Source organism: Priestia sp. LL-8, assembly GCF_036227845.1.
In the GTDB taxonomy this organism is placed as follows: domain Bacteria; phylum Bacillota; class Bacilli; order Bacillales; family Bacillaceae_H; genus Priestia; species Priestia zanthoxyli.
The window spans coordinates 4,257,985-4,280,826 of record NZ_JAZAQH010000001.1 but is presented as its reverse complement, the minus strand read 5'-3'; the positions used below and the strand labels follow the sequence as shown (position 1 = coordinate 4,280,826).

Below are 22,842 nucleotides of genomic sequence, written 5' to 3'. Positions count from 1 at the left end.
ATACATACCATTATTTTTTCTTTTTCACTTTACCGTTCCACATTTTGAAGCCGCCTTTTAAATCATAGATTTCTTTAACACCGTGGCGACGAAGCATTTGTGCTGCGCGTCCTGTGCGCATTCCGCTTTGACAATAGATGTAGACAGGCTGATCTGAACGAAATTCTTTAATGCGCATACGGAACTGTGACAGAGGAATATTTCGTGCGCCTAAAATATGTCCGTTTTCGAATTCATTCGGTTCACGAATATCAACTAGCTGTGCCTTGCGGTAGCCGCTGCGGAATTCTTCTTCAGTTAACGTTTTCATAATGCGACGTTGGACAAAGAACATAACGACAGAGTATATGATGATTACTCCAAGTAAAATGAGTACTGCTGTAATTGCTGACATGCTGATTCTTCCTTTCTTCGACAAAATCCATACTCTTATTATATAAGTGAATGAAATTAGAAGTAAAGCGATTTTGCCTTGAATCTAGCGGATTTCTTCCCGAAAATGAAAAAACTACCACATTTGAATTCACAGTTTTGTGTTGCTCTTTGCTTTTCCTTAGCTCAATCTTTTGGTAGACTAAAAAACGGATTTATTTTTTATATTACATATAGCTGAGGATGAGGTATATGAAAGCAAAGTGGAGATTTATTGATTCCAACAACCGTTCGCCTTATTACAATATGGCGTTAGATGAAGCGTTATTAGAATGGCATAGTAAAGGGGAAATTCCACCTACGATTCGTTTTTACGGATGGAACCCTCCAACGCTGTCGATCGGTTATTTTCAAAAAGCTGAAAAAGAAATTAACTTTGATAAAGTAAAAGAATTAGGATTAGGCTTTGTAAGACGTCCAACGGGCGGCAGGGGCGTGCTTCATGACGAAGAGCTTACTTACAGCGTCATCGTATCTGAAGAGTATCCTAACATGCCTAAGACAGTTACAGAAGCATATCGCGTGATTTCAGAAGGTTTACTGGAAGGTTTTCGTTCGTTAGGGCTCGAGGCTTATTTTGCTATTCCTCGTTCAGAAGAAGAAAAAAATAGCTTAAAAAACCCTCGTTCATCTGTATGTTTTGACGCTCCTTCTTGGTATGAACTAGTTGTAGAGGGCCGCAAAATTGCTGGAAGTGCTCAAACTAGACAAAAAGGAGTTATCCTCCAGCACGGCTCTATCCTGTTAGAGATTGATGAAGATAAATTATTCAGCGTGTTTAATTACCCAAATGACCGCGTGAAAGAAAGAATGCAGCGCGCATTTCGTTCTAAAGCGGTAGCGATCAATGCAATTGCGGGCCGCAAAATCTCTATTGAAGAAGCAAAAGAAGCGTTTTATAAAGGATTTGCTTCTGCTCTTGATATCGATTTAGAACCGTATACACTGTCTGAAGAAGAGGAAGCATATGTAGAAGAACTAGCGCGCACAAAGTACGGATCGGATGAATGGAACTTTAAGCGCTAAACGAATGCGGATGGTAAATAGATAAAAGTGCAACTTCTTATAAGTTGCACTTTTTATTGGAATTTTTAGAAACAATGCTTGGCTAATAGAATACATAGGGAAGAAAAGTCAAACACTTTTTTTACGAAAAAAAAAATATTTCACTTGACACCCTTCTATATGTAGATGTTTGGATAAGTGTCAAATACTATATATTGAATTCGTCCAAGCCGTGTGGTAAGTTATTGATAGTTGATTGAAAAACTCTATTTCCTTTAAAAGGAAATAGAGTTAATAAATTTATAGATGTTCGATAGGTAAGGAGTTGTGAGAATGACTGTTTTGTTAAATCAAAAAGTGAATATGAATGTTGAAAAGCTCAATTCAGATATTGAACGCTTTCCGCAAGTACATCCGATTACACCGGATATGAAGTTAACTCATAAAGGTGTTTCAAGATTGGTAATGTTAGACCGCTATGCGTTTAAAGATACGGAAAAATTAACGTTATCAGAAGGAGATTTTGTTGTTCTAACTGTAAAGGAAGACCCAAAATTTCCAGCACGAGGACTTGGCTATGTGGAAAGCATTAATTTTGAGCAAAAAACCGCTGTTGTCAAGGTAGAAGATGAGTTTAGAGGAGCTTTATCACCTGAAGAAGCAGAAAATGGGTTAATTACTCGTTCTTTAGATGTCATTGAAAAACCTCTAGAGGTCTTCTATGAGCAAATTGCAAAACGTAATGCAACAGGCTTAGCTTCTGTGGAAAAAACAGAAGAAAAGCGCAAAGAGTGGTTTGAAAAGTTCTATCAAGAGCTTGTTCAGCTAAACTTTGTACCAGCTGGCCGCGTTCTTTACGGTGCAGGTGCTGACACGGACGTAACTTACTTTAACTGTTACGTAATGCCTTATGTAAAAGATTCACGTGAAGGTATTTCAGAACACCGCAAACAAGTAATGGAAATCATGAGCCGCGGAGGCGGTGTTGGAACCAATGGTTCAACTCTTCGCCCGCGCAACACGCTGGCTCGCGGTGTAAACGGCAAATCATCTGGTTCGGTTTCATGGTTAGATGATATTGCTAAACTGACGCATCTTGTTGAGCAAGGTGGGTCGCGTCGTTAACAAACCGGCGACGTAATCTCGTGAATTGCTGGAACACCCTTAGAGCTTTCTTCACCACAACGTGATCGGCAACGATGAGCGTGATGGTTAGAAAAGAGGAAAGATTGGGCAATCAGCAGCCAAGTGTCTTTGGAAACGAAGATAAAGGTTCAACGACTATTGAAACTTCCTAAAAGTTCTAATGCAATAAAACTTTAGTGAATAAACTAGGTGTTATGATGGAAGCAAAGGAAGGAGTAAACCATAGCAAACGGCAACGTCGCTATGGGGCACGAGACAAAGGGATTTTCTTCTTTGATGATATAGTCTGATCTTACATGAAAGTGTAAGAGTACGGCAGAAATGACCGTACCCTTCTTAACGAAGAGTAACAAATTGGGGGCCCAAATGATCATGCTTGCCGACTGGCATCCTGACATTGTAGAGTTTATTATTTCTAAAATGCAAAACCCTCGCATTTTACGTTTCTTAATTGAAAACACAAATGACGAAATGATTAAAAAGCACGCTCAAGATAAATTGAAGTTCACGCCGCTAACAGAGTCTGAAGAAGCGATGTACCAAGGAATCATTAACTATAAACAAATTCCTGGTCTTGGTGGGTTCAGTGAAAAAATTATTAAAGATGCAGAAGAAAAGCTGCAAACAGGCGGAACGTACAGCGTTCATAACTCAGAGTTTTTAACAGGAGCAAACATTTCTGTATGCTTAACAAAAGATTTTATGGATGCTGTTGAAAACGACGGTGAATACGAACTTCGCTTCCCAGACGTAGAAAGCTATTCAAAAGAAGAAATGGCTAACTACAATGAAAACTGGCACGAAGTAGGCGATGTGCGCGAGTGGGCAAAACAAGGAAACAAAGTTCGTACGTACCGTACTATTCGTGCAAAAGAGCTATGGAACTTAATTAATATTTGTGCAACGTACTCAGCTGAACCAGGCATTTTCTTCTTTGACAATGCTAATGACATGACAAATGCTCAAGCATATGGTCAGCACGTTGTTGCAACGAATCCATGTGGTGAATAGTTTGCCTCATGTAAAACATTGCGGAATAAAGCAGGAACCCTGAGATGGGAATCTGAACCGAAGGCTAAACGTAAAGGTTTAGTCAGGGGCAACGCATAGAAGCTGATCCTGTATAACAGACTATAATGCTTCCAAGAGGCCGCAACGTTACAATTTTAAAGCTCCGAAAAAGTACTTGAAAGAAATGGCTGAATAATTGTAACGAAAACGTATGCTGAACTTACGTAAATATGAAGCGTAAGAGGTAGAGGATAAAAAGCCTTTACGATAACAAATTTGGAACAACCACTTGCACCATTCTCTGTTTGTAACTTAGCTGCTGTTAACTTAGCGCAAATGGCAGATAAAGAAACAAAAACAGTTAACTTTGAAAAGCTACGTCAAACGGTTGAAACTGGCGTTAGAATGCAAGATAACGTTATTGATGCAACTCCTTATTTCTTAGAAGAGAACCAAAAGCAAGCGCTTGGCGAACGCCGCGTTGGTCTTGGTGTAATGGGTCTTCACGATCTTCTTATTTATTGTGAAACAGAATACGGCTCTGACAAAGGCAATCAGTTAGTAGATAAAGTGTTTGAAACAATTGCCACGACGGCTTACCGCGCGTCTGTAGAGCTTGGAAAAGAAAAAGGAAGCTTCCCGTTCTTAGTGGGCGAAACAGATGCTGAAACGGCTTCTTTACGTGAAGCATTCACAAATACAGGCTTCATGAAAAAAATGCCTGAAGATATTCGTGAAAACATTAAAGAGCACGGTATCCGAAACTCTCATTTATTAACAGTAGCGCCAACAGGCAGTACTGGAACAATGGTTGGGGTATCAACGGGTCTTGAACCTTATTTCTCATTCTCATACTTCCGAAGCGGCCGTTTAGGTAAATTTATTGAAGTAAAAGCTGATATCGTTCAAGAGTATTTAGATCAGCATCCAGAAGCAGATCCAAACAACCTTCCTGAATGGTTCATTTCAGCTATGGAACTTGCACCACAAGCTCACGCGGACGTGCAATGTGTGATTCAGCGCTGGATTGACAGTTCAATTAGTAAAACAGTAAACGCTCCTCGTGGTTACACGGTAGAGCAAGTTCAAAAAGTGTACGAGCGTCTGTATAAAGGCGGAGCAAAAGGCGGTACAGTGTACGTAGATGGAAGCCGTGATGCACAAGTCTTAACGCTAAAAGCAGAAGAAAATACATTTGATGAAGAAATTGAAGCGCCAAAAGAAGAAACAAAACCGCACGTGGTGTTAGTTGATACAATTAACGAAATTCGTTCAACTGATGTAACAATCGGTTCTGAAGTAGGCAATACTTGTCCGGTTTGCCGTCAAGGAACGGTAGAGGAAATGGGCGGATGCAACACATGTACAAACTGTGGTGCACAGCTGAAATGCGGCCTTTAATTTTTAATCATGATACTAGTAAAAGCTGACTCAAGTGAGTCGGCTTTTATTATGTATGAAAATGGGGCATAAATAAGAAGCGGGAACGAACGGTTCTTGTATTTGAATAAGCATTGTAGTATGATTTTAATTGAATGTCTTTTATCCAGTTTTATCTTATGACATCGCTTTATTTACACGTTTTTTTCACATAGATTATCAAACATGAACACGATATCACTATAAGAAACAGACATTTATGATTTATTATTAGCAATACATAATATTAATTGGGGGAGATTTCATGCCTACACCGAGTATGGAAGATTATATTGAACAAATATATATGCTAATTGAAGATAAAGGATACGCTCGAGTGTCTGATATTGCTGATGCATTGGCGGTTCACCCCTCATCTGTAACAAAGATGGTTCAAAAACTAGACAAAGATGAGTACTTAATTTATGAAAAATATCGAGGCCTTGTTTTAACAGCTAAGGGACAGAAGATTGGAAAACGTCTTGTTTATCGCCACGAGCTTTTAGAGCAGCTATTGCGAATCATTGGCGTGGATGAGAAAAATATTTATGATGACGTAGAAGGAATTGAACATCATTTAAGCTGGAATTCCATTGATCGAATTGGGGATTTAGTTCAATACTTTGAAGAAAATCATAATCGTATTCAAGATCTTCGCAACGTACAAAAACGAAATGAAGAAGAGCAAAAATTATAATAAAAAAGCAGCGGCCAATAGCGTCACTGCTTTTTTTCTTTTTATCATAACTTGTTGCTGAGTCGACTACAAATGTAGAGTGGGTAGTTTGGAGGAGAGGCTGTGTACGTCGACGGAGTGTTTTCAGGTGGCGGTATTAAAGGGCTTGCACTGATTGGCGCGTTACAAGCTCTAGAAGAAAAAGGGTTGATCTTTCGGCGGTTAGCCGGAACGAGTGCGGGTTCCATTATTTGTGCATTTGTAGCAGCCGGTTATACAAGTGAAGAAATTGTTGAAATGATGAATGAAATTGAGTTATCGTCTTTTTTAGATCAAAGAATGTCTTTTTTACCATCAAGCTTGACAAAGTGGCTGTTTTTATATTGGAAAATGGGATTATATAAAGGAGAAAGGCTTGAAAAGTGGATTGCTGAGAAATTGCGGAGCAGAGGAATTCGTACATTCGCTGATTTGCCTGATCAGTCGCTGCGTATCATTGCTTCAGATTTGACCAATAGTACGATGCTTGTTCTTCCAGATGATTTGCCTAAATATCAAATCGACCCGAATCGTTTTTCTGTAGCAAGAGCCGTTCGAATGAGCTGCAGCATTCCATATTTTTTTGAGCCGGTTAAATTAAAATCTACCCCAAGCAGTTTAATAGTTGACGGGGGCGTGTTAAGCAACTTTCCAATTTTTCTATTTGATGATGATAAAAGTCTTAAGAAACGACCGGTAATTGGTGTGAAGCTGAGCCCGAAGGACGAAGAGAGAGAAAGGAATAAAATTAAGAATGCCGTTGGTTTATTCAGTGCGCTTTTTGAGACGATGAAAGATGCGCACGATGCGAGACATATTTCAAAACGTCACGAAAAAAATATTATCTTTTTACCTGTTAATCAAGTTTTTGCTACAGAATTTACCCTCACAGAAGAGCGGAAGGAAGAGCTGATTGCGTTTGGCAAAAAGCGTACAAGGGCATTTTTGAAAAAATGGTGCTATTAAAAAAACAAGGAGGCTTTTCTCCTTGTTTTTTTAAAAGAATGCTCTATTTTTCTTTTTTCCTTTTTTACCTTCGATGACGGTCAAGTGTGAGTTGTTTTTCTTTTTCTTTAGCGGTTTCGTTGATTTGGATACCGGGCGCTTATTTGAGCTTCGGTACGTATGCATATCAACTTTGTTGCTTCCTCGCTCTTTTTCTTTTTGACGCAGTTTCGATTGCTTTACTGCGCGCACATAGCCTCTATCTTGACCTTTTGTCTGAGAAGGGCGGAGAATAAACCGATAAACTAAGTAAAACAAAATGATAAACAGAAAAATATAACCTGCTTGACGTAATAAAACAGCTGGATCTGTAATCAACGTAAATGCAAAGCCAATGACTCCTAACCCGATTAGACCATATACAAGTGGTTTCACGAATGGACGTCTCATTTTGTTCACCTCCTAAAATAGTAAAAAAAGAAAGCAAAACGGTGTGGATTAGACAACTTGTTCGTCAGTGGTAGAAGAGAGTTCATTTTCAACGCGTAAAAGTTCTTTAAATGAAGCAATCGCAACTTCAACTTGATCATCTTTTGGTTCTTTGGTTGTTAAAAGCTGAAGCCATAAACCGGGATAACCTAAAAAGCGAAGAAGAGGGACATGACGAACTTTATTGGTTAACTGTAACACTTCAAATGATAAACCAAGGACAACTGGAATTAATGCAAGGCGATCCACAATTCGTAACCAAAGAGGATCCGTTGGAACTAGTAGGTAGACAAACATTCCTACAACTACGGTAAAGAGGATAAAGCTACTTCCGCAGCGATAATGAAGTCGAGATTGTGCTTGAACGGCTTCTACCGTAAGTTCAGCATTGTTTTCATATGCATTAATGACCTTGTGTTCTGCTCCATGATATTGAAACACCCGTTTAATAAGTGGCGTTTGTGAAATCACATAAATATAGCCAAGGAGCAATAATAGTTTAAATACTCCTTCAATAAAAACTTGAGCTACACTCGAAGTGAAAACAGGACGTGTCAATTGTGCTAAAAACACAGGAATCAATGTAAATAGTACTTTCCCGAAAAGAAAGGATATTACACCAATAGTTGCAACGCCAAATATTAAAGATAGTTTTGATTCTTTTTTCTCTTTTTGTTGTTCTGCTGCTACTTGAGCATCATCTTCTGGATTCACGTCATAGCGTTCAGAGGAAAAGTTCAAGTGCTGCGTACCGTTTGCACTAGCTTCAACAATAGCAGCAATTCCTCGTAAAAAAGGAATTTTTTTTAAAGCAGTGAGTACGGAATTTGATTTTCTTTTTGAATGAAAATAATCAATAGATTGATCTTTGCGGCGAATAGCCGTCACCATCATACGTTTGCCACCGAACATGACGCCTTCTATAACGGCTTGACCACCATACGCAGGTTTTTGTAATTTAGACATTTCAGGCACCAACCTAACTTAACTAGACTAGACTTCTTAGTATTTTATATTCTACAGCAAAATCAAATAAACCTCTAGGCGGATGCATGTTATCTAGTTTAGCCAATATTTTTCATCTCCACACCCTTGTTATGAATTTTTTTCCTCTCACTTATAAAATTTGTTTATGAAACTCTGTGCCAAGTAGTTTTAAAATGTCTCTGCGATATCAGGCTTCCTTCTTGCGTATAGGAAGAGTAATAAACGTAAAAACTTAGAAATGAGAAAAAAGTTCATACTACATCAAGAGGTGATTAATATGTCAGAACCTAAAGAACAGCATGAAAAAAAACAGGATAACCACCCTACGCATAAGCAGGAAATGTCTTTTTTATTTAAAGCCGTCTTTATTTCCTTTTTTGGAGGGGTTTTCTGGAGCTTTATTGGCTATTTAAATTATCTGTTCAGCTTTAGTATTATCAATCCAAACATGCTTTTAGATCCATGGGCATTAGGTGATTGGAAAGATAAAGGAATAGGTGTTATCGTCAGTATTTTTCTTATAGGGGTATTATCTATTGTTGTCGGGTTGTTATACTACGTCCTATTAAAGAAGTTTAAAACAATTTGGATAGGTTTTGCTTACGGCTTATTATGGTGGGCAATTGTATTCGTTGTTTTGAATCCGCTCTTTCCCAACTTAAAAACAATTGGAGAGCTTCCAGCTAACACGATTATTTCATCCCTCTGTATTTATATTTTATATGGTGTATTCATCGGATATTCCATTTCTTTTGAAGCTGCAGAGCTTCAAACAAAAGATGAATCTACAGATTTTCAAACGGCGAATAAGTAGTGTGAATGTTCCAACGTATGCTAATATATTCTATATAATGATTTAAAAAGAAAAATAAAGTGCAAATTCACACAAGTGAGCTGCATAAAGGGTTCGTAATAGGGGAGAGTGTTGAAGTAAGATGAATAAGATTTTAGTAATAAACGGTCCTAATTTAAATCGTTTAGGCGTACGCGAACCAGCGGTATATGGGACAGATAATCTTCAAAATCTTGAAGAGAAGCTTCAGCGAGCAGGCAGAGACCACGGAGTAGAAGTTGAGTGCGTACAGTCTAATCACGAAGGTGTAATTATCGACTGGATTCACGAAGCGGATGAGAAATTTGATGGTATTATGATCAATCCTGGTGCTTTTACTCACTACAGTTATGCCATTCGAGATGCGATTGCCAGTATATCTGTTCCTGTTATTGAAGTGCATATTTCGAACGTACATAAGCGTGAAGAGTTTCGCCATCATTCGGTGACGGCACCTGTTACGCATGGTCAAATTGTTGGGTTAGGTTTATATGGATACGAGCTTGCCCTGCAGGCACTTTTACAATTAAGGGGGAAATAAAATGAAAATCGAAAAACTACGCGAACAGTTTTCAAAGTTGAATGTGGACGGTGTTGTAATTACAAGTGAATATAACAGACGCTACATGACCAATTTTACAGGATCTGCAGGTGTCGTTATCATTTCTGAAAACAAAGCGGCATTTGTAACAGATTTTCGTTATGTTGAACAAGCAACTAGTCAAACAGAAGGTTTTGATATCGTTCAGCACAAGGGGCCTATTGTAGAAGAAGTAGCGAATGTAGTGAAACAATTTGGAATTAAAAAGCTTGGTTTTGAACAGAATTATGTTACATATGGACAGCATCAATTATTTGATAAGCATATCGGAGCGGAACTTGTTCCAATCTCGCACGCAATCGAAAACTTACGCTTGATAAAGAGTGACTCAGAGATTAAGATATTAAAGGAAGCTGCAAAAATAGCAGATGCAGCATATGAACATATTTTAACCTTTGTTCGTCCTGGTTTAACAGAGCTTCAAGTATCTAATGAACTGGAGTTCTTTATGAGAAAACAAGGCGCAACATCTTCATCCTTTGATACAATTGTTGCTTCAGGGCATCGCGGGGCTTTACCGCATGGTGTTGCTTCTGACAAAGTAATTGAAAAAGGTGAACTTGTAACGCTTGATTTTGGCGCATACTATAATGGTTACTGTTCAGATATCACACGAACATTTGCCGTCGGTGAAGTAAGTGATAAGCTAAAAGAAATTTATAATGTCGTACTGCAAGCGCAGCTTAACGGAATGAACGGCATCAAAGCAGGTATGACAGGTAAAGAAGCAGATGCGCTAACGCGTGATTATATTACAGAACACGGATACGGCCAGTATTTTGGACATTCGACCGGTCACGGCGTAGGGTTAGAAGTACATGAAGGCCCATCACTTTCTGTGAAATCTACAGATGTACTGCAGCCAGGTATGATTGTAACCGTTGAACCAGGTATTTACATACCAGACTTAGGGGGCGTTCGTATTGAAGATGATACGATCGTCACAGCAGAAGGTAATGAGGCATTATCGCACTCATCAAAAGAGTTCATTATTTTATAAAATGTAGGAGGATTTCTTCATGATTTCAGTAAATGATTTTCGTACAGGTTTGACAGTAGAAGTAGACGGAGGTATTTGGCGTGTAATGGATTTCCAACACGTAAAGCCTGGTAAAGGCGCTGCATTCGTTCGCTCAAAACTACGTAACCTTCGTACAGGAGCTGTGCAAGAGAAAACGTTCCGTGCAGGTGAAAAAGTAGGAAAAGCACAAATTGATAACCGTAAAATGCAATATCTATATGCAAGCGGCGATCAGCACGTATTCATGGACAACCAGTCTTATGAGCAATTAGAGCTTCCGGCAAGTGCAATTGAATATGAGCTAAAATTCTTAAAAGAGAATATGGAAGTAGCAATTATGATGTACCAAGGTGAGACATTAGGTGTTGAACTTCCAAACACAGTTGAGCTTAAAGTAACAGAAACTGAACCTGGTATTAAAGGTGACACAGCTTCTGGCGGTACAAAACCGGCAACTGTTGAAACTGGCTTAACAGTAAACGTTCCGTTCTTCGTAAACGAAGGCGACGTATTAATTATCAACACAACAGACAGCAGCTACGTATCACGCGCGTAATTCGGTCGCGTAAGCAAGCTGCAAACACACAAAAAAGGCAGAGAATGGTTCTCTGCCTTTTTTGTGTGTTTTTTTGTGCTAACTCTTCCTTATTTTGCATAGGTTGTACTAAACAACGCAGAGATATAGGAGGGGCTTATGAAGCAGTGGTTGGATCATTTAAACGGTACGGTATTAACGATGGCGTGCCTTCGATTTATTTCTTCATTTATTGAGTTTATTGCCGCTATTTTAATTGTCACAAATAATGATGTGAAAAAAGCATTAATGATTAATGGGATGTTAGCGCTTGTTGGACCGATTGTAATGGTGAGTTCTTTTACCATAGGTTTAGTGTCCGTAGCCGATCAATTATCTTTTGGGAAATTAATCATGATTGTAATAGGAGTGCTCTTCATTTTAATCGGTGTTTTTAAATAAAAGGTAGGCATAAAATGGTCAAGCTCATAATACATTGAAGTGAGTTCAAATATGAGGGGATGAATATGTTAAACGAAATACTTGCAATCTTTCCGCCTAATTTAAAAAAGACTGTTGAATTTTATGTCACAAACCATTCTCATGTACTAGAGGAAATTCGAGTGCGCATAGGAAGACCTGTCGAATTTACAATCAACAATCAGCCATATTTCGAATCGTATCTTCCAAGTGCAGAAGATGCTTTGTTTATCTTAAATAAATTAAGCCAGTTTTCGATTTATATGATTGAAGAAGAATTGAAAAAAGGATATGTCACCATTGAAGGCGGGCACCGGGTTGGACTAGCGGGAAAAGTCGTAACGGAAAATGGACAGGTTCGTGTGATTCGAGATGTATCATCCTTTAATATCCGGATTGCTAAACAAAAGATAGGTATTTCGAATCGACTTATTCCTTTTTTATACAATCGCTATTGGCAAAGTACGGTCATTATAGGACCTCCTCAAACAGGAAAAACAACCATGATTCGCGATTTAGCCAGAGTAATAAGTACTGGCATAGAGCGCTCTAAAATTCCTCCGTTTAAAGTGGGAATTGTAGATGAACGATCAGAAATTGCTGGGGCTGTTAAAGGGGTTCCTCAGCATACATTCGGATCTAGAATGGATTTATTAGATAGCTGTCCGAAAGCTGAAGGCATGATGATGATGATTCGCTCTATGAGCCCCGATGTGCTAATCGTGGATGAAGTTGGAAGTGAAGAAGATTGTAAAGCCGTACTTGAAGCCGTTAATGCTGGCGTTCGTGTCATTATGACCGTTCATGGGTATGACATTGACGATTTAATGAAGCGTCCCACTTTGCAAGCTTTAATGAAACTTCATGTATTCAAAAGGTATGTTGTGCTATCGAACAGCCGAGGTCCTGGAACACTTCAGGCTATCTACGATGAGCACTATAATTCCATGAAAACGTCCGCTGAAAAGTCGCTTATTGAAAATAGTAAAGGGTGATGGTGTATGAAACTGTTTGGTGCCATCTTTATCTTATTTGCTTCCACTTACACAGGATTTGAGTTTGCAAAGCAGCTTAGTGCAAGACCTAGGCAGCTGAGGCAATTAAAAACGGCTCTGAGGTCGTTAGAAGCAGAAATTATGTACAGCAATCGGCCTCTTCAAGAAGTTGCTCATTTGTTATCTCTACAGCTTCCTAATCCTTTGGCTTCTTTATTTAATGAGTTTTCAATGAAATTAAAAGAAGGTACTGAAAGTGTCAAGGAAGCTTGGGAAAAGACGTTGGACCAATTTTGGAAACAAACCGCACTTAAAACGGGAGAACTAGAAATCTTAAAACAATTTGGTGAAACGCTTGGTCAGCATGATCGTTATTCGCAGCAAAAGCATATCTTACTGACGCTGAATCATCTTGAACGCGAAGAACAAGATGCAGTTGATAAGCAGAATCGCTATGAAAAAATGGTTAAAAGTTTAGGTTTTCTATCTGGATTGCTACTGGTCATTCTATTGATGTAGCGATGGAGGAGGATTGAATGTGGGAATTGATATGAACACCATTTTTCAGATTGCTGGGATTGGTATCGTCGTAGCTTTTTTAGTCACCGTACTCGAACAGATGGGAAAAAAAGATTACGCGAACTGGGTTACGCTCATCGGTTTTATTTATATTTTATTTATGGTTGCTTCGATTGTAGAGGACTTATTTCAGAAAATCAAATCGGTTTTTTTATTTCAAGGGTAGAGGGGTGAGTTGCCATTGAAATGCTTCAAATTGTGGGCTTAGGATTAGTAGCTACGTTTTTGGCTCTTATTTTAAAAGAACATAAATCACCTATTGCTTTTTTACTTGTTGTATTCGTGGGATCCGTGATCTTTCTTTTTTTAATTGATCAAATCTACGAGATTATTAAGATGGTCGAGCGGCTGTCGATCAATGCCCACGTTAACATGATTTATGTGGAAACCATTTTGAAAATCATTGGTATTGCCTATATTGCCGAATTTGGTGCTCAAATTACGAAAGATGCAGGACAAGGTGCGATTGCTTCTAAAATTGAATTAGGTGGAAAAGTGCTGATTCTCTCCATGGCAATTCCTATTTTGACGGTCATTATTGAAACGATTATTTCAATGCTGCCCAATTAATTTTACTTAATATGAGGTGACGAAATGAAGCGGTGGACGTTTAAAGTGAATATACTCGCTCTTCTTTTGTTCCTCTTTTTTTTCTTTCCAGAAAATGTACAAGCTTCCGAACCCCCGAAGCAGCAAGAACTTGTCAATGAACAAATTGATAAGCTCGGTATCGATGAAGTCAAACAGTTTTGGGACGATATTATTACCCAATACGGCGGCTTTTTACCCGAGAGTCAGAAGGGAAGTTTAGTCGATTTTTTAAAAGGAGAAAAAGAGTTCTCTCTTAAAGAATGGCTAGGAGGTCTTGTAAAGTTTTTATTTCACGAAGTATTAGCGAATGGAAAGCTCCTCGGTACGCTCATTATGCTAACGGTTTTTAGCGTGTTTTTGCAAACGCTCCAAAGTGCGTTTAATCAGCAAACCGTAAGTAAAGTAGCGTATGCGCTTGTATATATGGTTTTGATCATCATTGCTCTTAATAGTTTTCAAATTGCTATCTCTTATGCAACTGGAGCGATTGAGACTATGACTAAATTCATTTTAGCTCTGGTGCCGCTGCTGCTTGCCTTAATGGCATCATCAGGGGGAGTTGTATCGGCAGCCTTTTTTCATCCGATGATTTTGTTTTTAATGAACACAAGCGGCTTGCTTATTCAATACGTAGTGATGCCGCTGCTTTTTCTTTCAGCACTGCTTAGCATTGTGAGTACGATTTCAGATGAACATAAGGTTACACAGCTTGCTCAGCTGTTGAGAAATATAAGCATTGGCGTGCTTGGAATATTCCTAACTGTTTTTTTAGGAGTGCTATCCGTTCAAGGGGCCACGTCAGCTGTTGCGGACGGTATTACGATTCGAACGGCAAAGTTTGTCACAGGGAACTTTATACCTGTTGTAGGGCGTGTGTTCACAGATGCGGCTGATACAGTCATCAGTGCCTCGCTTCTATTAAAGAATTCAGTAGGGATTGCTGGAGTAGCAGTCTTACTGTTAATCGTCGCGTTTCCGGCTATTAAAGTGTTAACGCTCGCTTTTATCTATAAGTTAGCAGCAGCTCTTCTTCAACCCATTGGAGGAGGACCGGTTATTTCCTGCTTGAGCATTATCAGCAAAAGCGTCATCTATATTTTTGCGGCGCTTGCGGTTGTCTCGCTTATGTTTTTCTTATGTTTAACGGTCATCATCACAGCGAGCAACGTCACAATGATGGTGAGGTGAAGAAATTGCAGGCCTTAACGACGTGGATTACTAATATCGTTCTTTTTATCTTATTAGCTACCATTATTAATTTACTGTTGCCCAATTCTAGTTTTCAAAAGTATACGAAGCTGGTGGTTGGACTTCTTTTGATGCTGATTATTATTACACCCGTTTTTCAAATTTTTAAAGTGGATGTTAATCAAATGCTAAAATCACTTAGTTTATCATCTATTCGATCCGATCAGCAGATAGAAAATTCAATAGAAAATCAGAAAAAAGAAATACAAGCTTCACAACGTGCATATATTTTAGAACAAATGGCTGTCCAAATGGAGGCAGATGTAAAAGAGGAGTTGATGGATCAGTATGGTGTAGCAATTGATCGAATTCACATTGAAACAAAAAAGCCGAACGACGAACCTACCGCTGATAATATTAAATCCATTTCAGTTGCCGTAAGTAAAAAAACATCGGGTGATTCCGAGGTTGTTTCAGCTGTGAAAGTTATTTCTATTGATACCTCCACACCGATCGAAACAAACAAACCAACAGAATCCAAGAAATTATCCAACTATTTAGCAGCAAAATGGGATGTAAAACAAGGCCAAGTTGTTGTGAATATGGAGGAGGGAGACACGAAATGAGTCAAAAGCCAGAAAAAGGTGACCCATCATTTTTTCAGCGGTTCTTTTCACTTAAACAGTCATCAACTACGAAGAAACCTTCAAAGTTAATGTATATAGGCATTTTACTAGCTGCAGGCGTTATCTTTATGGTATTTAGCAACTCACTCACAACATCTATGAATTCAGGCGGATTACTAAAGAGTGCAAGCAAAGAAACCAGCGCACCACCGGTATCACAGGATGTTCCCGCTTTTAGCTCTAAAAAGACAACAACAATGACGGGCTATGAAGAGCGGTATGAGGAAGAATTGAAAGATATTTTAGACCAAGTTAGAGGCGTCAGTAAGGTAAAAGTAATTGTGAACTTAGATGCAACAGAATCCAAAATATATGAAAAAAACAGCGTCACAAAATCGCAAACGACCAATGAAACAGACCGTGAAGGAGGAACTCGTAAAGTTGAAGATTCCTCAACAGATGAACAGCTGGTCATTGTGAGGAGCGGAGAACAAGAAAAGCCTGTTGTAGTCAAAACCGAAAAGCCAAAAGTACGAGGTGTGTTAGTTGTCGCTAAAGGAGCTGATAATATCGAGGTAAAAAAATCTATCATTGAAGCTGTGACAAGAGCGCTCGATATACCAAGTCATAGAGTAGCAGTATTAGCGAAAAAAGGATGAGGGGGAAATGAGTATGTTATTAAAAAAGCAAACAGTTTGGTTATTAACGATGTTAAGTTTAGTTGTTGTGTTATCGGTGTACTATATGACAACGCCAGAAAATCCTCAGAGTAATGTTGCGCTAGTAGACAATGAAAAACAAAGCGAAAAGCAGGCTGATGACAAGACTCCTGCAGAAGATACAAAACAACAGACAGATGAGAAATCAGGAACAAAAGAAGATTCAAAAACTGAAGGCTCAGCAGAAGATGTAAAGAAGGAAACGGCTAAAAATGCAAAAGAATCAGCAGTTGTATCAAGCACAGATAGCGACGAGCTATTTACGGCGCTTCGTTTGGAATTAAATGATGAAAGAAGTCAATTAAAAGAAGAGTATCAGGAAGTAGCGGCATCAAAAAATGTGACGCCTGCAGAAGTAAGCAAAGCGATGGATAAAATTGATGAATTATCAAAGCTTGGGGAAAAAGAAGCCACGCTGGAAACATTAATTAAAGCAAAAGGATACAGTGACGCGCTAGTAAGAGCAGACGGAAAGCAAGTTCAAATTACCGTTAAGACAGAAAAACACTCAAAAACAAAAGCAAATCAAATCATTCAGCTAGTTAAAAAAGAAATGGGGCCAAAAGAAGTAGCGGTAGAGTTTCAGCCAACTAAATAAAGGGAATAAAGGGAGTGTAAAACAGCCGAAAATTAGGGTTGTTTACACTTCTTTTTTTATGAAATGACTAAAATCGAAGCGAGACGGTAAAAATTTTAACATGGCTTTCTTTTTTTACTTCGGTTATAATAGGTTTCATAATCTTATATTAGTACTAGGTGACAAGTGTTTTCACAAGTATTGTCATCTGTAAAGCTATGTTTCCATTTATAAAACGATAACGCTAAAAAGTTATTATAGAGTAAGTGGAACTTCTTTTTAATGTTTGCCAAACGAATTGAATGGCTGTAGCCATTTATCGTATTATTAACATTGTAGAGAATTCTATTTTCATGAGGTAGGAGTGTTCAATATGTTAAAAATTCAAGAGATCCGTGAGATCATTAAACTAGTTGATCAATCATCAATCGAGGAGTTCACCTATGAGCACGAAGGCTCCAAAATCAAGATGAAGAAAAAAGACGCAATTGTTTCCAAACAAGCGCAGCAAGTAGTGGTTTCGGCACCTGAACAAGCAGCAGCACCTGCACCGCAGGCAGCAGCGGCTCCAGCGCCAGCCCCAGCAGCACAGTCTGCTCAACCAAAAGAAGAACAAGCGGCCCCAGCGGTTGATGAGAGCTTACATAAAATTACATCTCCGATGGTAGGGACATTCTATGCGTCATCATCGCCAGAATCAGATGTATACGTAACTCCTGGAGATAAAGTACAAAAAGATTCGGTTGTATGTATCGTAGAAGCAATGAAGTTATTTAATGAAATCGAAGCAGAAGTTAAAGGTGAAATCGTTGACGTATTAGTTGAAAATGGACAACTTGTAGAATACGGTCAACCTCTTTTCTTAGTAAAGCCTGAATAAGGAGCGGTAAATATGATTAAAAAGCTATTAATTGCGAATCGAGGAGAAATTGCGGTTCGAATTATTCGAGCGTGTAAAGAATTAGGTGTAGAATCAGTAGCTGTTCATTCTCAAGCTGATCGTGACTCTTTGCATGTACAATTAGCAGACGAAGCGTATTGTATTGGACCAACGTCATCTAAAGACAGCTATTTAAACTTTACAAACATTATGAGCGTTGCGATGCTGACGGGCTGTGACGCCATTCACCCTGGATACGGCTTTTTAGCTGAAAACGCTGATTTTGCAGAGCTATGCAGAGAGTGTAACGTTACATTTGTAGGACCAAGTCCTGAAGCCATTAACAAAATGGGAACAAAAGACGTAGCGAGAGAAACCATGCGTGAAGCGGGTGTCCCAATTGTTCCTGGTTCAACTGGAATTGTAGAGTCAGTGGAAGACGGTATGTCAATTGCTAATGATATTGGCTATCCTGTTATTATTAAAGCAACGGCAGGAGGCGGAGGAAAAGGAATCCGCGTTGCTAAAAATGAACAAGAGCTTATCAAAGGTATTACAATTACCCAGCAAGAAGCTGCTACAGCTTTCGGTAACCCTGGTGTGTACATTGAAAAGTTCATTGAGGATTTCCGTCACGTTGAGATCCAAGTGTTGGCTGATTCTCATGGGAATACTGTACATTTAGGAGAGCGTGATTGCTCGATTCAACGCCGTCTTCAAAAATTAATTGAAGAAACGCCTTCTCCAGCGTTAGACGAAAAAACGCGTGAATTAATGGGCGACGCTGCTGTTAAAGCTGCTCAAGCCGTTAATTACACAGGAGCCGGAACAGTGGAATTCATTTATGATTACCGTGAAAACAAATTTTACTTCATGGAAATGAATACGCGTATCCAAGTAGAACACCCTGTTACAGAGATGGTGACGGGAGTTGACTTAATTAAAGAACAAATCAAAGTTGCAAATGGTGAAACTTTACCGTTTACGCAAGAAGAAGTGACATTTAACGGATGGGCAATTGAGTGCCGAATCAACGCAGAAAACCCAGAGAAAAACTTTATGCCATCACCAGGTACGATTCAAATGTACTTGCCGCCAGGTGGCTACGGAGTGCGCGTAGACTCTGCTGCATACCCGGGCTATGCAATCCCACCTTACTATGATTCAATGGTGGCTAAATTGATTGTTCATGCGCCAACTCGTGAGGAAGCTATTGAACGAATGAAGCGCGCATTAGATGAATTTGTTATCGACGGCGTTGCGACCACTATTCCTTTTCACCAAAAACTATTAAATCATGAAAAATTTGTTAGTGGTGAATTCAACACGAAGTTTCTTGAGCTATATGACGTAATGAATTCTTAGTATAATATAAACTATAGGAGGTGCTGTACATGAATGAAAATCATGTATTAGAAATGGAAGAACACCCAAATTCTCTTGGCAAAGTAGAAATTGCTCCTGAGGTTATTGAAGTCATTGCGGGTATTGCTGCTTCTGAAGTAGAAGGCGTTTCTGCAATGAGAGGAAATTTTGCAGCTGGCGTTGTGGAGAAACTAGGAAAGAAAAACCACGGTAAAGGTGTAAAAGTGGACTTAACAGAAAACGGGATAAAAGTAGACGTGTTTTGTATGATGAAGTTTGGGGTGTCTATTCCAAACGTAGCGCAACAAGTACAAGATAACATTCGTCAAGCCCTTAAAAATATGACAGCTATTGATCTCGATGAAGTAAACATTCATATCGTAGGGATTCAGTTTGATACGCAAAAAACTGATATTGAAGAAGTTGAATAAAACAAACGTTTACCTAACGGCTGTTGCTAAAATGGAATAACGTATGATTACTTGTTCCTTTTCAACACAAGCTATGGTAAAGTGAAAAAGACTGTCTCGTCATAAAGACGGTCTTTTTCGTGTTCTATAAACTTCGTATAAGAACAATGAAGTATCGTTTCATAAACTATGCTATTATCTAGGTATACTAGTTGAAGAAGATAAATAAAGGAGCAAAAATAATGAAAAGACATACAGCACGCCAAAAAGCATTACAAGCACTATTTCAGCATGATTTAGGGCAGACCGAGCCAATGGAGGCAATCGGAAATGTTGTACAAAACGAAAAGTCTGATCAATTTTTAGAAAGTCTTGTGCTAGGTGTGGTTGAACATCAGCAAGAAATTGATGAACTTTTACGCAATCATTTAGAAAAATGGACGTTAGACCGCGTAGCTACTGTAGACCGCGTTATCCTGCGTATTGCCGTATACGAAATGAAGTACGAAGAAGAAATTCCTACGAGCGTTACGTTAAATGAAGCGATTGAATTAGCGAAAACGTTTGGCGATGATCAATCAAGCAAGTTTATCAATGGCGTATTGTCTAAAGTGTTAACAACTTTATCTAAATAAAGGTTCATCTTGCCAAGTTAAGTGACTAAAATGCTTCTCTCCTTTATATAAAGGGGAGAGGGTGACTGCAAAGGAGGCAAAATGATGGGTGAAGTGCGTTATCTAACCGTTACGGCCCTTACACGATACATCAAGCGCAAGTTTGACGTAGACCCTCACATGCAAGATGTATGGATTAAAGGAGAAATTTCTAACTTTAAACGCCATAGTCGAGGACATATGTATTTTACCTTAAAAGATCAAAATGCTCGTATCGCAGCCGTTATGTTTGCTGGGCATAACCGTCAGCTTAATTTTCAGCCTGAAGAAGGAATGAATGTACTGATTCGAGCTGAAATTTCGGTTTATGAACCAAGCGGAAATTATCAAATGTACGTAAAAGAAATGCAGCCTGACGGCGTTGGAAACTTATACTTGGCCTACGAACAGCTGAAAAAAAAGCTGGAAAAAGAAGGCTTATTTGATCCTGCTAGAAAACGAAAACTGCCGAAGTATCCAACAACAATAGGTGTTATTACGTCTCCTACTGGAGCCGCTGTACGTGATATTATTACAACATTAAAGCGCAGATATAACGCCAACATTATTGTTATGCCCGCTCTTGTTCAAGGAGTCAATGCGGCCCCGTCTATCATCAAGGCAATTGAAGAAGCAAACCGTCGTAAAGAAGCAGACGTATTAATTGTTGGGCGCGGTGGTGGGTCAATTGAAGAGCTTTGGGCTTTTAACGAAGAAAGCGTTGCTCGTGCAATTTTCACTTCTACTATTCCTGTTATTTCAGCGGTTGGACATGAAACCGATTTTACGATTGCAGACTTTGTAGCAGATCTGCGCGCCCCTACTCCAACGGGTGCTGCAGAATTGGCTGTGCCTCATATCAGTGAAATTACAGAAAGATTGACTCAGCGAAATATCCGTCTTCTTCGTTCGATGAAAGAGATGCTTCAGTCTAGTAGCCGCAGGCTTGAACGATCTCAGAAATCATATGCTTTTCGTTATCCTCAAAAGTTGGTCGAGCAAAAAGAGCAGCAGTTAGACCAGCTGATGGAGCGTTTTTATCGTGAAGGTAGAAGATACATTGAGCATAAACGAACGAACTACGAGCAGCTAACAGCCGCTTTGTTACGAAATCATCCTGAGCATCAGTTAATGAAAGCAGCAGAGCGTCAACAGCAGCTGACGAAAATGCTGACAAAAGAGATGCAGCAGCTGCTAAAGCAAAAACAGCTTTTATTTGCCACGGCAACGTCAAAATTACATACGCTTAGTCCATTAAAAACAATGGAAAGAGGCTACAGCTTAGTATACGATAAAGAAAAAGAGTTAATTAAATCAACCAAACAAGTATCCAAAGGCGATGTGGTAAACGTTCGTTTGACCGATGGACAATTGCAGTGTGAAGTTTCGAAAATAGAGGAGCGATGAAAAATGGCGACAAATAAAGAGTATACGTTTGAAGAGGCGATGGAGCAGTTAGAAACCATCGTAAACAAGCTAGAAGAAGGCGACGTGCCTTTAGAAGAAGCAATTCAACAATTCCAAGAAGGAATGACTCTTTCAAAATTCTGTCACGATCGTCTTCAGCATATTGAAAAGCAAATGGAAACTATTTTACGTGAAGACGGAACGCTTGAGCCATTCTCGGTACAGGAGGAAGAGTGATGGTGAATGAAATGAATTTAAAAGAGTATATTTCTTTTACAAAAGATCGAGTAGAAACACGCTTGCCTGAAGTGGTAAAAGCATTACATGCTCCGGTTAACTTAAAGGAATCCATGCTTTACTCGCTTACGGCAGGAGGAAAGCGACTTCGCCCAGTGCTGTTGTTTGCAACGCTACATGCATTTGGAAAAGACGAGAGCATGGGATTAGAAACAGCCTGTGCAGTGGAAATGATTCATACATATTCGCTCATTCACGATGATTTACCTAGCATGGATGATGACGACTTAAGAAGAGGAAAACCGACGAATCACAAAGTGTACGGCGAAGCAACGGCTATATTAGCTGGAGATGCTCTTTTAACAAATAGCTTTCAGCTCATTTCTGAAGCGGCACATCCTGAAATTACATCACATATGAAACTTCAGCTCATTACAGAACTGGTAAAAGCAAGCGGAACAGAAGGTATGATCAGCGGACAGGTTGCGGATATGGAAGGCGAAAAAAAGCAGCTCACGCTAGACGAGCTTGAATATATTCACCTTCATAAAACGGGGAAGCTGCTAGGGTTTTGTGTAAAAGCAGGAGCTATTCTTGCAAAAGCTACGCCTCTACAGCAAAAATTATTAGAAGAATTCAGTAAGCATGTAGGGTTAGCATTTCAAATTCAAGATGATATCTTGGATGTGGAAGGGTCTGAAGAAAAATTAGGAAAGCCAATTGGCAGTGATACAGAAAATGAAAAAACGACATATCCTTCTTTGTTAGGTATGGAAGCGGCCAAAGAAAAGTTACAGTATCATGTTGAACAAGCACTTCTCTCGTTACGTCAAGCTCAAATTAAGCACGGATTACTAGAAGAAATTTGTTTATATATAGCAAAGCGTGATAGTTAATGACGATTTCTGTCAGGTTTTTTGAGTGATACAGTAAAATAAGATTGAGTCCCAATAGGGGCTATGCTATAATGATTTTACTACTGTATAAAAGCGTAGTGCATAGGTTTGAAAGACATATA

Annotated in this window: 26 protein-coding genes and 3 pseudogenes; 26 read left to right on the top strand and 3 right to left on the bottom strand. The window is 39.1% G+C overall.

Going from position 1 to position 22,842, the window contains the following annotated elements:
• Positions 1 to 10: 10 nt before the first annotated feature.
• A complete protein-coding gene (locus U9R83_RS22360; RefSeq protein WP_014458235.1) occupies positions 11 to 394 on the bottom strand; it encodes a rhodanese-like domain-containing protein in 384 nt (127 codons plus the stop codon).
• A 230-nt stretch (positions 395 to 624) separates the two neighbouring features.
• Between U9R83_RS22360 and U9R83_RS22355 the strand changes: the two genes are divergently transcribed.
• The 6 genes and pseudogenes from U9R83_RS22355 to U9R83_RS22330 all read left to right on the top strand — a co-directional run bounded on the left by U9R83_RS22355 (position 625) and on the right by U9R83_RS22330 (position 6,694).
• Positions 625 to 1,458 (top strand): lipoate--protein ligase family protein, encoded by an 834-nt coding sequence (locus tag U9R83_RS22355; RefSeq protein WP_013085005.1) that lies wholly within the window; start codon positions 625 to 627, stop codon positions 1,456 to 1,458.
• A gap of 312 nt (positions 1,459 to 1,770) precedes the next feature.
• Positions 1,771 to 2,559 (top strand): annotated as a pseudogene (locus U9R83_RS22350) (ribonucleotide reductase N-terminal alpha domain-containing protein); the annotation flags it as partial.
• Positions 2,560 to 2,937: 378 nt separating this feature from the next.
• Positions 2,938 to 3,591: pseudogene (locus U9R83_RS22345) on the top strand (ribonucleoside-diphosphate reductase); the annotation flags it as partial.
• Positions 3,592 to 3,873: 282 nt separating this feature from the next.
• Positions 3,874 to 4,995: pseudogene (locus U9R83_RS22340) on the top strand (hypothetical protein); the annotation flags it as partial.
• Positions 4,996 to 5,278: 283 nt separating this feature from the next.
• Positions 5,279 to 5,710, top strand: coding sequence for a transcriptional regulator MntR (gene mntR / locus U9R83_RS22335; protein WP_013085004.1), 432 nt, complete (start codon positions 5,279 to 5,281; stop codon positions 5,708 to 5,710).
• Positions 5,711 to 5,812: 102 nt separating this feature from the next.
• The gene (locus tag U9R83_RS22330; RefSeq protein ID WP_016765549.1) at positions 5,813 to 6,694 is read left to right on the top strand and encodes a patatin-like phospholipase family protein; all 882 of its coding nucleotides are present in this window, start codon (positions 5,813 to 5,815) and stop codon (positions 6,692 to 6,694) included.
• Positions 6,695 to 6,724: 30 nt separating this feature from the next.
• On the opposite strand, the gene U9R83_RS22325 is transcribed toward U9R83_RS22330, so the two are convergent.
• Positions 6,725 to 7,123, bottom strand: a complete 399-nt coding sequence (locus U9R83_RS22325; protein WP_013059160.1) for an SA1362 family protein — start codon at positions 7,121 to 7,123, stop codon at positions 6,725 to 6,727.
• 48 nt (positions 7,124 to 7,171) lie between these two features.
• Complete coding sequence (locus tag U9R83_RS22320) at positions 7,172 to 8,128, bottom strand: DUF1385 domain-containing protein (RefSeq protein WP_014458240.1); 957 nt, start codon at positions 8,126 to 8,128, stop codon at positions 7,172 to 7,174.
• Positions 8,129 to 8,426: 298 nt separating this feature from the next.
• Between U9R83_RS22320 and U9R83_RS22315 the strand changes: the two genes are divergently transcribed.
• From U9R83_RS22315 to U9R83_RS22220, 20 genes are all read left to right on the top strand, one after another.
• Complete coding sequence (locus U9R83_RS22315) at positions 8,427 to 8,963, top strand: YqhR family membrane protein (RefSeq protein WP_115654913.1); 537 nt, start codon at positions 8,427 to 8,429, stop codon at positions 8,961 to 8,963.
• A gap of 121 nt (positions 8,964 to 9,084) precedes the next feature.
• Positions 9,085 to 9,522: a type II 3-dehydroquinate dehydratase gene (aroQ, locus tag U9R83_RS22310; protein WP_013059157.1), complete on the top strand. Its 438-nt coding sequence runs from the start codon at positions 9,085 to 9,087 to the stop codon at positions 9,520 to 9,522.
• Position 9,523: 1 nt separating this feature from the next.
• Entirely contained in the window at positions 9,524 to 10,582 is a 1,059-nt protein-coding gene (locus U9R83_RS22305) for a M24 family metallopeptidase (protein ID WP_182420447.1), read from the top strand.
• A gap of 19 nt (positions 10,583 to 10,601) precedes the next feature.
• A complete protein-coding gene (gene efp / locus U9R83_RS22300) occupies positions 10,602 to 11,159 on the top strand; it encodes an elongation factor P (protein ID WP_013059155.1) in 558 nt (185 codons plus the stop codon).
• A gap of 138 nt (positions 11,160 to 11,297) precedes the next feature.
• Positions 11,298 to 11,579, top strand: a complete 282-nt coding sequence (locus U9R83_RS22295) for a YqhV family protein (protein ID WP_028411599.1) — start codon at positions 11,298 to 11,300, stop codon at positions 11,577 to 11,579.
• Between the two features lie 65 nt (positions 11,580 to 11,644).
• Positions 11,645 to 12,592, top strand: coding sequence for a stage III sporulation protein AA (gene spoIIIAA, locus U9R83_RS22290; protein ID WP_014458242.1), 948 nt, complete (start codon positions 11,645 to 11,647; stop codon positions 12,590 to 12,592).
• Positions 12,593 to 12,598: 6 nt separating this feature from the next.
• On the top strand, positions 12,599 to 13,111 hold the full coding sequence (spoIIIAB, locus tag U9R83_RS22285) for a stage III sporulation protein SpoIIIAB (RefSeq protein ID WP_013059152.1): 513 nt from the start codon (positions 12,599 to 12,601) through the stop codon (positions 13,109 to 13,111).
• 19 nt (positions 13,112 to 13,130) lie between these two features.
• The gene (gene spoIIIAC / locus U9R83_RS22280) at positions 13,131 to 13,337 is read left to right on the top strand and encodes a stage III sporulation protein AC (protein WP_013059151.1); all 207 of its coding nucleotides are present in this window, start codon (positions 13,131 to 13,133) and stop codon (positions 13,335 to 13,337) included.
• A 20-nt stretch (positions 13,338 to 13,357) separates the two neighbouring features.
• Complete coding sequence (gene spoIIIAD / locus U9R83_RS22275; protein ID WP_013059150.1) at positions 13,358 to 13,741, top strand: stage III sporulation protein AD; 384 nt, start codon at positions 13,358 to 13,360, stop codon at positions 13,739 to 13,741.
• A gap of 24 nt (positions 13,742 to 13,765) precedes the next feature.
• Positions 13,766 to 14,950, top strand: a complete 1,185-nt coding sequence (spoIIIAE, locus tag U9R83_RS22270) for a stage III sporulation protein AE (RefSeq protein WP_013059149.1) — start codon at positions 13,766 to 13,768, stop codon at positions 14,948 to 14,950.
• Positions 14,947 to 15,576: a stage III sporulation protein AF gene (gene spoIIIAF / locus U9R83_RS22265; RefSeq protein WP_243549939.1), complete on the top strand. Its 630-nt coding sequence runs from the start codon at positions 14,947 to 14,949 to the stop codon at positions 15,574 to 15,576. Before spoIIIAE ends, spoIIIAF begins: the two co-directional genes overlap by 4 nt.
• Complete coding sequence (gene spoIIIAG, locus U9R83_RS22260; RefSeq protein ID WP_013084996.1) at positions 15,573 to 16,235, top strand: stage III sporulation protein AG; 663 nt, start codon at positions 15,573 to 15,575, stop codon at positions 16,233 to 16,235. Before spoIIIAF ends, spoIIIAG begins: the two co-directional genes overlap by 4 nt.
• 7 nt (positions 16,236 to 16,242) lie before the next feature.
• Entirely contained in the window at positions 16,243 to 16,893 is a 651-nt protein-coding gene (locus U9R83_RS22255; protein ID WP_226554902.1) for a SpoIIIAH-like family protein, read from the top strand.
• Between the two features lie 352 nt (positions 16,894 to 17,245).
• On the top strand, positions 17,246 to 17,752 hold the full coding sequence (gene accB / locus U9R83_RS22250; RefSeq protein ID WP_013059145.1) for an acetyl-CoA carboxylase biotin carboxyl carrier protein: 507 nt from the start codon (positions 17,246 to 17,248) through the stop codon (positions 17,750 to 17,752).
• A gap of 12 nt (positions 17,753 to 17,764) precedes the next feature.
• Complete coding sequence (gene accC, locus U9R83_RS22245; protein ID WP_013084993.1) at positions 17,765 to 19,117, top strand: acetyl-CoA carboxylase biotin carboxylase subunit; 1,353 nt, start codon at positions 17,765 to 17,767, stop codon at positions 19,115 to 19,117.
• 29 nt (positions 19,118 to 19,146) lie between these two features.
• Positions 19,147 to 19,548, top strand: coding sequence for an Asp23/Gls24 family envelope stress response protein (locus U9R83_RS22240; protein WP_013059143.1), 402 nt, complete (start codon positions 19,147 to 19,149; stop codon positions 19,546 to 19,548).
• A gap of 221 nt (positions 19,549 to 19,769) precedes the next feature.
• Positions 19,770 to 20,162 carry a transcription antitermination factor NusB gene (nusB, locus tag U9R83_RS22235; protein WP_013059142.1) on the top strand — a complete coding sequence of 131 codons (393 nt, stop codon included), beginning with the start codon at positions 19,770 to 19,772 and terminating at the stop codon, positions 20,160 to 20,162.
• 84 nt (positions 20,163 to 20,246) lie between these two features.
• Complete coding sequence (gene xseA, locus U9R83_RS22230; protein ID WP_014458246.1) at positions 20,247 to 21,587, top strand: exodeoxyribonuclease VII large subunit; 1,341 nt, start codon at positions 20,247 to 20,249, stop codon at positions 21,585 to 21,587.
• A gap of 3 nt (positions 21,588 to 21,590) precedes the next feature.
• On the top strand, positions 21,591 to 21,824 hold the full coding sequence (locus tag U9R83_RS22225) for an exodeoxyribonuclease VII small subunit (RefSeq protein ID WP_013059140.1): 234 nt from the start codon (positions 21,591 to 21,593) through the stop codon (positions 21,822 to 21,824).
• Entirely contained in the window at positions 21,824 to 22,720 is an 897-nt protein-coding gene (locus U9R83_RS22220; protein WP_014458247.1) for a polyprenyl synthetase family protein, read from the top strand. Before U9R83_RS22225 ends, U9R83_RS22220 begins: the two co-directional genes overlap by 1 nt.
• Positions 22,721 to 22,842 lie beyond the last annotated feature (122 nt).